Annotated in this window: 14 protein-coding genes; 11 read left to right on the top strand and 3 right to left on the bottom strand. The window is 61.6% G+C overall.

The features are described from left to right. Positions 1-3: 3 nt before the first annotated feature. Positions 4-828 carry a pyridoxal kinase gene (gene pdxY, locus C6Y62_RS04110; protein WP_173952864.1) on the bottom strand — a complete coding sequence of 275 codons (825 nt, stop codon included), beginning with the start codon at positions 826-828 and terminating at the stop codon, positions 4-6. Positions 829-1,164: 336 nt separating this feature from the next. On the opposite strand from pdxY, the gene C6Y62_RS04115 reads away from it, so the two are divergent. The 8 genes from C6Y62_RS04115 (at position 1,165) to C6Y62_RS04150 (ending at position 8,309) form a co-directional block, all read left to right on the top strand. Then, positions 1,165-2,064 carry an HpcH/HpaI aldolase/citrate lyase family protein gene (locus tag C6Y62_RS04115; RefSeq protein ID WP_173952865.1) on the top strand — a complete coding sequence of 300 codons (900 nt, stop codon included), beginning with the start codon at positions 1,165-1,167 and terminating at the stop codon, positions 2,062-2,064. A 97-nt stretch (positions 2,065-2,161) separates the two neighbouring features. Next, complete coding sequence (locus C6Y62_RS04120) at positions 2,162-3,220, top strand: MaoC family dehydratase (RefSeq protein WP_068459750.1); 1,059 nt, start codon at positions 2,162-2,164, stop codon at positions 3,218-3,220. 308 nt (positions 3,221-3,528) lie between these two features. Further along, positions 3,529-3,957, top strand: coding sequence for a succinate dehydrogenase, cytochrome b556 subunit (gene sdhC, locus C6Y62_RS04125; RefSeq protein ID WP_173952866.1), 429 nt, complete (start codon positions 3,529-3,531; stop codon positions 3,955-3,957). Further along, positions 3,948-4,328, top strand: a complete 381-nt coding sequence (sdhD, locus tag C6Y62_RS04130) for a succinate dehydrogenase, hydrophobic membrane anchor protein (protein WP_068459813.1) — start codon at positions 3,948-3,950, stop codon at positions 4,326-4,328. Before sdhC ends, sdhD begins: the two co-directional genes overlap by 10 nt. Before the next feature lie 4 nt (positions 4,329-4,332). After that, a complete protein-coding gene (sdhA, locus tag C6Y62_RS04135) occupies positions 4,333-6,198 on the top strand; it encodes a succinate dehydrogenase flavoprotein subunit (protein ID WP_173952867.1) in 1,866 nt (621 codons plus the stop codon). Between the two features lie 53 nt (positions 6,199-6,251). Next, entirely contained in the window at positions 6,252-6,644 is a 393-nt protein-coding gene (locus tag C6Y62_RS04140) for a VOC family protein (protein WP_173952868.1), read from the top strand. A gap of 37 nt (positions 6,645-6,681) precedes the next feature. Next, positions 6,682-7,536, top strand: a complete 855-nt coding sequence (locus tag C6Y62_RS04145; RefSeq protein ID WP_068459742.1) for an SDR family NAD(P)-dependent oxidoreductase — start codon at positions 6,682-6,684, stop codon at positions 7,534-7,536. A gap of 209 nt (positions 7,537-7,745) precedes the next feature. Next, on the top strand, positions 7,746-8,309 hold the full coding sequence (locus C6Y62_RS04150; RefSeq protein WP_068459740.1) for a hypothetical protein: 564 nt from the start codon (positions 7,746-7,748) through the stop codon (positions 8,307-8,309). 233 nt (positions 8,310-8,542) lie between these two features. Here the strand turns inward: C6Y62_RS04150 and pqqA are convergent, their stop codons facing one another. Next, a complete protein-coding gene (gene pqqA / locus C6Y62_RS04155; protein WP_068459738.1) occupies positions 8,543-8,632 on the bottom strand; it encodes a pyrroloquinoline quinone precursor peptide PqqA in 90 nt (29 codons plus the stop codon). Positions 8,633-9,108: 476 nt separating this feature from the next. Here pqqA and C6Y62_RS04160 point away from each other — a divergent pair, with 476 nt between their 5' ends. The 3 genes from C6Y62_RS04160 (at position 9,109) to C6Y62_RS04170 (ending at position 11,326) form a co-directional block, all read left to right on the top strand. Beyond that, complete coding sequence (locus C6Y62_RS04160; protein ID WP_173952869.1) at positions 9,109-9,516, top strand: hypothetical protein; 408 nt, start codon at positions 9,109-9,111, stop codon at positions 9,514-9,516. A gap of 87 nt (positions 9,517-9,603) precedes the next feature. Next, positions 9,604-10,725: a linear amide C-N hydrolase gene (locus C6Y62_RS04165; protein WP_173952870.1), complete on the top strand. Its 1,122-nt coding sequence runs from the start codon at positions 9,604-9,606 to the stop codon at positions 10,723-10,725. Between the two features lie 280 nt (positions 10,726-11,005). Beyond that, positions 11,006-11,326: a hypothetical protein gene (locus C6Y62_RS04170; RefSeq protein WP_068459732.1), complete on the top strand. Its 321-nt coding sequence runs from the start codon at positions 11,006-11,008 to the stop codon at positions 11,324-11,326. A gap of 68 nt (positions 11,327-11,394) precedes the next feature. Here the strand turns inward: C6Y62_RS04170 and C6Y62_RS04175 are convergent, their stop codons facing one another. Continuing rightward, positions 11,395-11,841: an NUDIX domain-containing protein gene (locus tag C6Y62_RS04175; protein WP_173952871.1), complete on the bottom strand. Its 447-nt coding sequence runs from the start codon at positions 11,839-11,841 to the stop codon at positions 11,395-11,397. Positions 11,842-11,924: the final 83 nt, after the last annotated feature.

The raw sequence follows: 11,924 nt of genomic DNA on the forward strand, positions 1-11,924 counted from the left end.
CGATCAGACGGCGCTGACCGGCAGCGCCTTGGCTGACGCCCATAGCGCCGCCGCACCTGCCAGCGGCAGTTCCTCCAGCCCGTGCGCGGCGGTCACGCTGGCATCCACGGCCGAGGCAGCGGCACTGAGGCAATCGGCCGGGGCGTTGCCGTTCAGAAGCTGGCCGAGGAACATGGCGCACAGCATGTCGCCGGTGCCGTGCGGCGCGTCCTCACGTAGCTTCACGCTGCAGGCGAGCGCCTCTTCGCGCGTGACCAGCACATTTGCCAGCCGGTTATCGCCATCGGGCACGGAGGTGGCGAGCAGCATCGGAACGGCGAGCTTGCGGGCCGCGTCGCGCGCTTCGACGGGATTACCGACCGACGCCTTCGCCAGCCACGAAAGCTCGAAACTGTTGGGCGTGGCGAGATCCGCCAGCGGCATGAGTTCGGTGGCGATGGCAGTTGCGACGGCTTCGGGCAGATAAAGCCCGCCGGGTTCGTCGCCGAACACCGGATCGCACAGATAGCGCGCGGCAGGATTGGCGGCGCGCACCATCGCCACGGCGGCCCGAGCAGCGGAAACATGATCGCGGGTCGGCAGATAGCCGGTGACCACGGCGTCGGTTCCGGCCAGCCAGCCGTTTGCGGCCAGTGCTTCGGCAATCGCGACGATGCGATCGGCGGGTACGGCGTCGCCAGCAAAGTGCGGATAGGCCGGATTGCACGACAGCACCACGGTCGGCAGAGGCATCACCTCATGGCCGAGCCAATGCAGCGCCGGCACGATGGAGGCGAGACCCACCGAGCCGTAAGCGACGTGGGAGGAGATGGCGAGCACGCGGGCCATGGCTTGTTCCGGGATTGGGCTGTTGTGGTGCGGGATGTGGACGTGAGGGCGGAGTGTGCAGCTAAGCGCGCAGGATGAAAGCCCAAATGACTGCGGGCGGACAGAAGAAAGTCTGAGTGGAGCTTAAAGGCTTGGGCAAGGGCTGGCTCGCTGCGCCGTGTAGGACATTGGTAGATGGGACAGATCGCACTTGCGAAAGGCAACATGCAGCCCTTCCGGATTCGCTCGCTGAACCAGCAAATGCTTTTTCTACAGGCGCTTGCAGCGGCGTGATCGTTAATCGCCAAGCCATCTAATCCCGCTAGAATTGTGCAGCGCACATGAGAGGGCCTTGCCATGACCGTCCGTCCGCGACGCAGCGTGCTTTATATGCCGGGCGCCAATACGCGCGCGCTGGAGAAGGCGAAGGTTCTGCCGGCGGACGCGCTGATCCTCGACCTTGAAGATTCGGTCGCGCCGGAAGCGAAGGCCGAGGCGCGCGAGAACGTGTGCGAAGCGGTGCACGGCGGTGGTTATGGTCGGCGCGAGCTTGTCATTCGCGTCAACGCCATCGAAACCGCGTGGGGCATGGACGATCTGCGTGCCGCCGCCAGCGTCGAGCCCGATGCGATCCTCGTGCCCAAGGTTTCGAGCCCGGGCGATATCGTCACCGTGGCCAAGGTGCTGGACGCCATCAACGCGCCATCCAGAGTGCGGGTGTGGGCGATGATGGAAACGCCGAGCTCCATTCTCAATGCGCGCGAGATCGCAGCGCTGGGGGCCGATCCGGAGACGCGGCTGTCGTGTCTGGTGATGGGCACTAACGATCTGCTGAAGGAAAGCCGCGCCCGCGCCCTGCACGATCGCGTGGCCGTGGTGCCGTGGCTGGCGATGGCGATCGTGGCCGCCCGCGCCTACGGGCTCGATATTCTGGATGGCGTCTACAACGATTTCCGCGACGAGGTCGGCTTCCGGGCCGAATGCGAGCATGGCCGCACGCTGGGCATGGACGGTAAGACGCTGATCCACCCCTCGCAGGTGGGACCATGCAACGAAATCTTCTCGCCGACCGTTGAAGAGGTTTCGTGGGCCAGAAAAGTCATTGCCGCCTTTGAGGAACCCGCCAATCGCCAGAAGGGCGTCATCACGCTGGAAGGCCGGATGGTCGAGCGCCTGCATCTGGTGATGGCGCGGCGGACTGTGGCCATCGCCGATGCCATTGAGGCCATGCGGCGAACCGAAGAAGAGTGGTTCTGAGGGGCGTTTCCGGGTCAAAGCGGCGAAAAGGCAGTCGACAGAGCCTGTCTTTGTGGACTATTCGGCCCTTGCGCCCAAGGAAAGGACCAGCTCAGCGATGACTTCGACCAAGACCAATCCCGGCAATTATTTCGAGGATTTCAAGTTCGGGCAGGTGATCGTGCACCCGACGCCGCGCACGGTGTCGGTGGGCGATGTGGCGCTCTATACAAGTCTTTACGGCACCCGCTTCGCGGTACAGTCGTCGGATGCGTTCGCCAAGGCCATCGGCTATCCGCAGTCGCCGCTTGATGATCTGCTGACGTTCCACGTCGTGTTCGGCAAGACGACGCCTGAGATCTCGCTGAATGCGATTGCCAATCTCGGCTATGCCAACTGCCGCTTCCTGAAGCCGGTTTATCCGGGCGACACGCTGTCCTCGACCTCCGAGGTTATCGGCCTGAAGGAAAACTCCAACGGCGAGACCGGCACCGTTTATGTGCGCTCGACCGGGCGCAACCAGAACGGCGAAATCGTGCTCGACTATGTGCGCTGGGTGATGGTGCGCAAGCGGGACAAGGCTGCGCCGGCGCCGGAAGCCATCGTACCGAACCTGCCGCCGCGGGTCGATCCGTCCGAGCTGGGCGCCGCTGTGCCGCCGCTCAACACCAGCCAGTATGACTATGCGCTGGCCGGTTCGCCCTATCGCTGGGGCGATTATGAGGTGGGCGAGAAGATCGCGCACGTCGACGGCATGACGCTGGAAGAGGCCGAGCACCAGATCGCGACGCGGCTTTATCAGAACACGGCCAAGGTGCATTTCAACCAGCACACCGAGGCCAAGGGCCGCTTCGGCAAGCGCATCGTCTATGGCGGTGTGGTGATCTCGCTGGCGCGCGCGCTGTCTTTCAACGGCCTGAACAACGCGTTCCATCTGGCTGCGATCAACGGTGGGCGGCATGTGTCGCCGTGCTTCGCGGGCGACACCGTTTATGCGTGGTCGGAAGTGCTGGAGAAGGTGGAAGTGCCGGGCCGCACTGACCTTGGCGCCCTGCGCACCCGCCTCGTGGCAGTGAAGAACAATGACTGTTCGGATTTTCCGCTCAAGGATGCAGACGGCAAGTACGCCGATGGCGTGATGCTCGACCTGGATACCTGGGTGCTGCTGCCGCGCTGATCGGCGCAGCTGCCAGACCAAACAGGCGCCCGTCAATCCTCTCGCCAATTGCGGGGTGGCTGGCGGGCGTTTCTCTATGCTGGCGATCAGGGGAGGAAAGTCGGTCCGGGCCGCCAGTTATACTTTAGCAGGCCAAGACTGTAAGGCCCGCGCAGCTTCGCAAGATTTGCAGGCCGGAATCGCAAACTTTTACGGAATTCACAGGGGTTAGCGCTGCTTGCAAATGTGCAGATGTGGCGTTTGGCGGTTTGCCGCGGACCGTTCTGCGCGTTAAAACGAATCTAAGACCCAACAGTGAGGCAATCTCCATGGCCGGGGTGACAACCGAAAAGCGGTCGCGCGCGCGGCCGCTATCGCCGCATCTGCAGATCTACCGTCCCATGATCAACATGGTGATGTCGATCCTGCATCGCATTTCCGGAGCAGCGCTGTATTTCGGCTCGCTGCTGCTGGCGGTGTGGCTGCTCGCGGCGGCGACGGGGCCGGATCAGTTCCAGTTCGTCAACTGGCTGTTCTCGACCTGGCCCGGCATCGTCGTGCTGGTTGGATATTCCTGGGCGCTGATCCTGCACATGCTGGGTGGCCTGCGCCATTTCATCTGGGACACCGGCCGGGGCTTTGATATCGGCACGGTCGATCTGCTGGGCTGGGCCACCGCAATTCTCTCGGTGCTGCTGACGGCGGCGCTGTGGATCTACATCGCCAGCCAGCAGGGATGGTTCGCGGCATGGGCATGACAACGCCATTGAAGCGCGCACGCGGGCTTGGCTCCGCGCATGAGGGCGCTGACCATTTCATCAAGCAGCGCGTTACCGGCGCGATCATCGTTGTGTTGTCGGCGTTCGCGATCGGCATGATCGTGCACCTGGCGGGCGCTGATCTTGCTAGGGTGAAAGCGACGTTCGCCAATCCGCTGGTTGCCGCGGCGCTGATCGCGCTGATCCTGGCGACGGCGGTGCATATGCGGCTGGGCATGCAGGTCATCATCGAAGATTACGTCCACGGCGAATTTTCAAAGATGCTGCTGTTGCTGGCTAACACGGTGTTTTCGGGAGCCATTGCGTTGGTCTCGGTTTTCGCCGTCCTGAAATTGAGCTTCGGGGGCTAGCTCGATGGCGCAGAACAAAAAGAATGGTGCGGCCAATGCCGCTGCGAAGAAGCCGGCACCGGCGCCGCTGATCGCTGGCCACGCCTATCCGATCCACGACCACACCTATGATGTGGTTGTTGTCGGCGCGGGCGGAGCAGGTTTGCGTGCAACGCTCGGCTGCGCTGAGGCCGGCCTCAAGACGGCGTGCGTAACGAAGGTGTTCCCGACGCGCTCGCACACCGTGGCTGCGCAGGGTGGCGTTGCGGCGTCGCTGGGCAACATGGGCCCAGATAACTGGCGCTGGCACATGTACGACACCGTCAAAGGGTCGGACTGGCTGGGCGATCAGGACGCGATTGAATATCTGTGCCGCAATGCTCCGGCCGCCGTTTATGAAATGGAGCACTACGGCGTTCCGTTCAGCCGCACCGAGGATGGCCGCATCTATCAGCGTCCGTTCGGCGGCATGACGACCGAGTTCGGCGAAGGCCCGCCCGCGCAGCGCACGTGCGCCGCTGCCGATCGCACCGGCCACGCCATGCTGCACACGCTGTACGGTCAGGCGCTGCGCTATTCGGCTGAGTTCTTCATCGAGTATTTCGCGCTTGATCTGCTGATGGACGAAGATGGCGTCTGTCGCGGTCTGCTGGCGCTGTGCCTCGATGATGGCACGATCCATCGCTTCCGGGCCAAGCGCACCATTCTCGCCACCGGCGGTTATGGCCGCGCTTACTTCTCGTGCACCTCGGCGCACACCTGCACGGGCGACGGCAACGCGATGCTGCTGCGCGCAGGTCTGCCGCTGCAGGACATGGAGTTCGTGCAGTTCCACCCCACCGGCATTTACGGCGCGGGTGTTCTGATCACGGAAGGTGCGCGCGGCGAAGGCGGCTATCTGACCAACGCCAACGGCGAGCGCTTCATGGAGCGCTATGCGCCGAGCGCGAAGGATCTGGCATCACGCGATGTCGTTTCGCGTTCGATGACGGTTGAGATCCGCGAAGGACGCGGCGTTGGCCCGGATGGCGATCACATCTTCCTGCATCTGGATCACCTCGATCCGGCCATTCTGGCGGAGCGTCTGCCGGGCATCACCGAAAGCGCGAAGGTGTTTGCGGGCGTTGATCTGCGGCGCGAGCCGATCCCCGTCATTCCGACTGTGCACTACAACATGGGCGGCATCCCGACGAACTATCACGGCGAGGTGCTGACGCTGAAGGACGGCGATCCGAACGCGATCGTCCCGGGGCTGATGGCCATCGGTGAAGCTGCGTGCGTTTCCGTACACGGCGCCAATCGTCTGGGTTCAAACTCGCTGATCGACCTTGTGGTGTTTGGTCGTGCTGCCGGTCTGCGGTGCGCTGAAGCGCTGGAGTCGGGAACGGCGCAGCCGGATCTTCCGGCCGAGGCAACCGACCGTGCGCTGGCCCGTCTGGACAAGTTCCGTTACGCCAAGGGCTCAACGCCGACGGCGGATCTGCGTTTGCAGATGCAGCGCTCGATGCAGTCGCACTGCGCCGTGTTCCGCGATGGCCCGGTGATGGCGGAAGGCGTGAAGCAGATCCATGAGATCTGGAATGCCTCCGGCGATATCGGCATCAACGACCGCTCGCTGATCTGGAACTCCGATCTGGTCGAGGCGCTGGAATACGACAACCTGATCGCGCAGGCTGCGGTGACGGTTGTCGGTGCGTTGAACCGCGAGGAAAGCCGCGGCGCCCACGCACGCGAGGACTTCCCCAACCGCGATGATACCAACTGGATGAAGCACACGCTGGCCTGGGCGGATTATGCGTCGAAGTCGGTGAAGCTGGATTATCGTCCGGTGCACACATACACGATGACGAACGAGATCAGCTACATTGAGCCCAAGGCGCGCGTTTACTGATGCGCGCTACGAGAATGGCGGGCTGATAAGCGGGCCGAAAGGGGATGGACGGGATGCTCAAATCCGGAATGATCCCCAGCCTCAGGGCCCGCGACCTCGGCGCAACGATCGACTTCTATCAGCGGCTTGGCTTTGCCCTGAAGGGCATCGAGCCTTGCGGGGGCCCGCCGCAATGGTGCGCCGTTGGCCGCGATGAGGCGGTGCTGCATTTCCATGTGATGGATCTCGACGGGCAGTCGCGGGAACCGGCGCTGTCGGGCACGCTTTACATCCCGGTTGATGATGTCGACAGGCTGGCCAGCGAGTGGGCCGGTTTAACCCCTCTCCTCTGGGGCCCTCAAGACATGCCCTATGGCTGGCGCGAGTTCGCAATTTGCGATCCCAACGGCTATACACTCGGCTTCTTTCAAAAGGCGCACGGCCAACCGGCCAGCCCAGAGGCTTAATCCGGCCTATAACAAGCGCCGCCGCAGGGATGTGAGAATGAGCAAGCGTACTGTGCTGATCACCGGGACGTCGGCCGGGTTTGGGATGCTGGCGGCCGTCGAACTGGCGAAGCGTGGCTGGCACGTGATCGCGACCATGCGCAATCTGGAGCGGCGCGGCCGTCTCGATGCCGCCATCGCGGAAGCGGGCGTCGCCTCAAGCGTGGATCTGGTGCAGCTCGACGTGACCGACCCGGCTTCCATTGCTCGCGGTGTTGCCGACACGCTGGCGCTGACAGGCGGCAAGCTGGATGCGGTGGTGAACAACGCTGGCGTGGCTGCGGGCGGCGCATTTGAGGATATTCCGGACGCAGATCTGCGCCGCGTGATCGAAACCAACTTCTTCGGCGTGCTGGGTCTGACGCGTGCGCTGCTGCCGACATTCCGCAAGCAACGTGCGGGCCGCATCGTTTTCATATCCAGTGAGGCAGGTTTCAACGGCCAGCCGGCAAACTCGATCTATGTGGCTTCGAAGTGGGCGCTGGAAGGTTGGGTTGAATCCGTCGCTTACGAGCTGGAGCAGTTCGGCATCGAGCTGGTGCTGGTGGAGCCAGGCCCTTACGTGACCGACATTTGGCAGTCATCATCGCGCGTTGCACCAGCCGACAGCCCTTATCGGCGCTGGACAGAGAACGCCTTCCGTGCCGGCGATGCGCATGTCGCGGCCGATGGTGGCGATCCGCAGGATGTGGCGGTAAAGATTGCCAAGGTGCTGGAAGTAAAGCATCCGCGCTTCAGAAATCCGGTGCACCGCACGGCCCATTACATGCACATCGTGCGTGGAAAGCTTCCCAGCCGCTGGATCAAGCGCGGTGTTGAGGCGTATCTCGGCCTGCGCAAAGTGCGGCTCTGATCGCGTTGCGGTGATGTCGATGCTGCGCGGGTGGAATTGAACGATGCTCGTTATGCGAGTCTGTATCTGGCCCGCCACGCCTGTGCTGTCACTTGATGCCAGTGGTGCGCTGAAGCCGCAAAAGCCGCTCAATTACGTGTAAGTGTGCGCAGCCTCCAGCCGCATTCCGGTAGAGGCGTGCATACGCTCAGCTATCAGGAAACGAGCAGATGATTAGCAAATTTTGCGTCCGGCTGGCTTTTGTAGCCGCCGCTTTTTCAGTTCTGACCGTAGCGCCCGCTGCGGCAGCAGAAGAATGCAAAGACCCGGTGACGGCTGCCGGTGCGCCGGCAACGCTGCGTGACCTTGGCGCCTATCCCAATTCGCTGTTCGCCTGGCGCGCCGCCGTGAAGGAGAAGTATGGCCACGAATTCAACTCCTGGCGCTACTCCAAGGAGCGCAACGTGGATTGCAAGGAGTCCGGCGGCAAGTGGACCTGCACCCGCACCGCCGTTCCGTGCATCGACAAGCTGCACCAGCTGACCGGCGCGGCCAAGGAAGCGATCAAGAAAAAAGAATGCAAGACTGAGTCGCTGAGCTCCTACGGTGCGCGCAAGAAGTACCGCATGGAGGCCGAAAAGCAGGCGATCTATGGTTGGGAAATCGACGTGCGCCAAAAGCACGGCAAGGAATGGGCTGTCTGGGCCAATGCCGTGGATGCCGATATCGATTGCCGCGGGCTGAAGGGCGGCAATACGCAGTGCATCGCGCTGGCGACGGCCTGCCTGCCCTGATCGGCGGCACGTTGATTGATTGAATTGGAGTGCTTCCGGAAAAGTGGGAACCGGTTTTCCGACAAGAAGCACGACAAACAAACATCTCGGGCCGTTCCGGTTGGGGCGGCCCTTTTTCGTATCCGGCTTTTGTTGCGCTCAGCGGGTCACGCGGTGGAGAGGTGGCCCCAAAAAGAAAGCGGCGGCCGAGTGTCCGGCCGCCGCTCAAAATCTGTCAGCTAATTCGGATCGAATTAGATGATGTCGATCTCTGCCGGCATGTAGGAGGTGACCTCAAGGCCAACTTCCTGCTCGCGAACGGCTGGCTTGCTCCAAACCTTCATTGTCTTTCCTCCTGCTAAAGCCTTGGCGGCGGGTACCGCCTGCCTGATGGACAATATGTAGCAACTTCACGCGATAAACAGAAATCGCAATTGCGTGATGACGCGATAAGGGAATCTGATCGGCTCGATAAGATCGGCGCGTCATTTAATATAGTTGTTTTTCAATGGCTTGATAAATATCGACCCGATGGTCGGTTGTTGTGGTGCGCTTGTTCCGTGGTGCGCAGCACGGCTGGTATCACGGGAGGCGTGCGAATCGCGCGGTCCTGAGGGGGCCCCCACCCATCACTGTGGGGAGGCCGCTTCGCGATCCCCTCTGGCTTCTCCCTGCCGCAGATCCTTACAAGCCGTTTTTCCAATCGGAAGAATTTGCGCAAAACCTGCACGCCCGATTTTGCGGGCTTCTCAGGCAATTGCGTTAGCCTCCCTGCTGTAGCCGGAGTATCCGGCCCGCAGATACAACAGGGGCTTTTTGCATGCCGTCCATTCTTGTCATCGTGGCCTCATCAATCGCCGCCCTTGTGTCTGTGTCTACGGCCGATACGGCGCCCGCTTCGTGTGTCGAGGGGCTTTCCCGGATCGCGCAGCAGATGCGCATCGCTGAGATCGGCGCCAGCAACGTTCAGACCACCGTCACATCGCAGCCGATGCGGGTGGCTGAAATCGAAACGCAGCAGGAAAATCTGGATGCGGATGTTCATCATCCGGGTCAGAAGGGCGATGAGGCTGAAGCGATCCTGAAGGAATCGAAGGATAGCTTCAAAGTCACGCATCAGAGTTTCGAAGACTGCATGAAGGATTGGGGCCCTTCAACGCAGATGAGCAAAGAAGAGTGGGCGCAAAGCTGCCGCTCGACGCTCAAGTATTTCCCGGAAGGCAAGTAACAGCGGCTCGGGGATAGGGTCCGCGGGGGAGGGGGCGTCTGCTCGCGAGGGCAAGGCGCACTTCGCTTTCACATTACGAGGTAAAAGATGAAACACACCCTGCTGCGGCGCGCCGTGGCCACGCTTTGCGCTGGCCTGATGGCATCGACACCCGCTCTCGCCTGCACCGACGTGCGCCTGATGGCGAAGGATGGCTCCGCGTTCAGTTCGCGGACGATGGACTTCGGCATGGACCTCGAAAGCGCGCTGCTGATCGTGCCGCGCGGCAATGAGGTGGTTTCGCCTGCTCCGAAGGGCAACGGTCTGACGTGGAAGGGCAAGTACGGCTACGTCGGCATGAATGCGTTCAACCTATCGATGATGGCCGATGGCATGAACGAAAAGGGCCTTGGCTTCGGCGCGCTCTATCTGCCGGGCGAGACGAAGTATCAGGACGTGCCGGCCGATGGCAGCGCGAAGGCGCTTTCGAACGCGCTGTTTGGCGACTGGGTGCTGAGCAACTTCGAAACGGTTGAGGAAGTGAAAGCAGCGCTCAATGGTGTGACCGTCTGGGGCGAGAGCATGCCGCAGTTCGGTTCGTTCATTCCGCTGCACTTCACGATTCACGACGCAACCGGCAAGAGCATCGTGATCGAGTATGTGGGCGGCGCTGCGAAGGTCTACGACAACACCGTCGGCGTGCTGACCAACTCGCCCACCTATGACTGGCACATTCAGAACCTGCGCAACTACGTTTATCTGTCGCCGCTGAACGCCGGGCCTGAGAAGATTGGCAACGTGACCTATACGGGAACGGGCCAGGGCTCGGGGCTTTACGGCCTGCCAGGTGATCCGACCCCGCCGTCGCGCTTCATCATGGCCGTGGCCTCGTCGCACCTCGCCATTCAGCCGGCCAATTCAGCTGAGGCGCTGACGCAGGCGCAGCACATCATGAACCGCGTGGACATTCCGAGAGGCATGGTGCGCGACTACTCGAAGACGACCAAGGGACCGGTTGCCGGCGACTACACGCTCTGGACGGTTTTCCGCGACCACGCCAATCTGGTCTACTACTGGAAGACGTATGACCACCCCAACCTGCGCGCTATCGATCTGACGAAGATCGATTTCAGCAAAGGGCAGTCAATTCGTCAGTGGGCTATTACAACTTCGCAGCCTGCGGCTGAGATGATCGACTCCAAGGATCTCAAGCCGGCCAAGCTGCAATGATTGGCGACAGACCATGATCGCTTCGGACCCTATCAGTCGGAAGCGTGAATCATCGGTCTAAGAATAAAGGGTAGAGCCGATCGGCCGAAGGTGATTCGGAGAAAAGCGATCGCGCTCGGGACTTGCTTCGCAGTAGACGCCGGAGGGCAACAGTAGCGCTGTTGCCCTCCAGGTGTGCTGTTGCACCCGTTCCCTTGCCGTCCAAACGCCTCTAAATTCGATTGCGAATCACTGGCAGCGGTTTTCCTGCCGGAGACAAGCGCTTTCCGGAGGTGTCTGTATGAAGGCTCTGCGGCTCAGACTGGCCGTTGCTGCAGCGGCATTTTTCATCGTGACGCCGATGGCGATGCCGGCAAACGCAGCTATCAAATGCCGTGACGGCAACCAGAACATCTCCGGCAACTGGACGCCGACGCCCTATTGTCAGGACAAGCTGCTGTTTGAAGTGGCCAACTCGCGCGGCTTCAAAACCTCGTTCGCGGCGATCCGCAACAATCCCAACCACAAGAAAGAGCTTTGCCGCTTTCTGTTCACCGATATTCGCGTCGAGATGACGTGCCTGGACGCAGGTGTGCCGGGCTTCATTGGCGGCGGACGCTGAATCCGGACGAATGCGTTGAACCAATTCGCCCATTGATCATTGCTGCATGGCGCATCGACGTGCCGCGGTTATCGCTCCGGTTCCGAGTTAGTTGATGGCCCCTGAAGCAGCAGGCGTTCGGCATCTGAAATGATCTGAGCGTGATCGAAGGCGAGCTGCAGTTCGCGCCAATTCGCAACCCACTCGGCACTGGCGGCATCATCGCCGCCCTTCACGGGTGTGTTTCTTGTCTGGGTGAGGTAGGCGACCGAGCAGGTATGCCCGCGCGGGTCGCGCTTCGGATCGGAATAGACACCGACCAGACGTAGCTGGTCGACAGGGATCTCAAGGCCCGTTTCTTCGTGTAGTTCGCGGCGGCACGCATCATCGACACGCTCGCCGATGTCGACGAAGCCGCCGGGAAGCGCATATCCACCACGGAACGGTTCGTTGGCGCGTTGAATTAGAAGAACGCGTCGCTGGTCGTCAAAAACGACACAATCGGTCGTCAGAGCGGGTGTCGCGGGGAAAGCCATTGGTCGATACTCTTTCAAGAAGCGGGTCAAAAGGCGGTTTCTGGCTGTTTCGCGGTGACAGGCAGCAGCCCGATCCCAATTCT

Source organism: Hyphomicrobium sulfonivorans (genome assembly GCF_013306565.1).
In the GTDB taxonomy this organism is placed as follows: Bacteria; Pseudomonadota; Alphaproteobacteria; order Rhizobiales; family Hyphomicrobiaceae; genus Hyphomicrobium_A; species Hyphomicrobium_A sulfonivorans.

What these genes read in the sequence shown, in the direction of transcription:
- pdxY (WP_173952864.1), bottom strand. Translation starts at nt 828, where the DNA reads ATGGCCCGCGTGCTCGCCATCTCCTCCCACGTCGCTTACGGCTCGGTG.
- C6Y62_RS04115 (WP_173952865.1), top strand. Translation starts at nt 1,165, where the DNA reads ATGACCGTCCGTCCGCGACGCAGCGTGCTTTATATGCCGGGCGCCAAT.
- C6Y62_RS04120 (WP_068459750.1), top strand. Translation starts at nt 2,162, where the DNA reads ATGACTTCGACCAAGACCAATCCCGGCAATTATTTCGAGGATTTCAAG.
- sdhC (WP_173952866.1), top strand. Translation starts at nt 3,529, where the DNA reads ATGGCCGGGGTGACAACCGAAAAGCGGTCGCGCGCGCGGCCGCTATCG.
- sdhD (WP_068459813.1), top strand. Translation starts at nt 3,948, where the DNA reads ATGGGCATGACAACGCCATTGAAGCGCGCACGCGGGCTTGGCTCCGCG.
- sdhA (WP_173952867.1), top strand. Translation starts at nt 4,333, where the DNA reads ATGGCGCAGAACAAAAAGAATGGTGCGGCCAATGCCGCTGCGAAGAAG.
- C6Y62_RS04140 (WP_173952868.1), top strand. Translation starts at nt 6,252, where the DNA reads ATGCTCAAATCCGGAATGATCCCCAGCCTCAGGGCCCGCGACCTCGGC.
- C6Y62_RS04145 (WP_068459742.1), top strand. Translation starts at nt 6,682, where the DNA reads ATGAGCAAGCGTACTGTGCTGATCACCGGGACGTCGGCCGGGTTTGGG.
- C6Y62_RS04150 (WP_068459740.1), top strand. Translation starts at nt 7,746, where the DNA reads ATGATTAGCAAATTTTGCGTCCGGCTGGCTTTTGTAGCCGCCGCTTTT.
- pqqA (WP_068459738.1), bottom strand. Translation starts at nt 8,632, where the DNA reads ATGAAGGTTTGGAGCAAGCCAGCCGTTCGCGAGCAGGAAGTTGGCCTT.
- C6Y62_RS04160 (WP_173952869.1), top strand. Translation starts at nt 9,109, where the DNA reads ATGCCGTCCATTCTTGTCATCGTGGCCTCATCAATCGCCGCCCTTGTG.
- C6Y62_RS04165 (WP_173952870.1), top strand. Translation starts at nt 9,604, where the DNA reads ATGAAACACACCCTGCTGCGGCGCGCCGTGGCCACGCTTTGCGCTGGC.
- C6Y62_RS04170 (WP_068459732.1), top strand. Translation starts at nt 11,006, where the DNA reads ATGAAGGCTCTGCGGCTCAGACTGGCCGTTGCTGCAGCGGCATTTTTC.
- C6Y62_RS04175 (WP_173952871.1), bottom strand. Translation starts at nt 11,841, where the DNA reads ATGGCTTTCCCCGCGACACCCGCTCTGACGACCGATTGTGTCGTTTTT.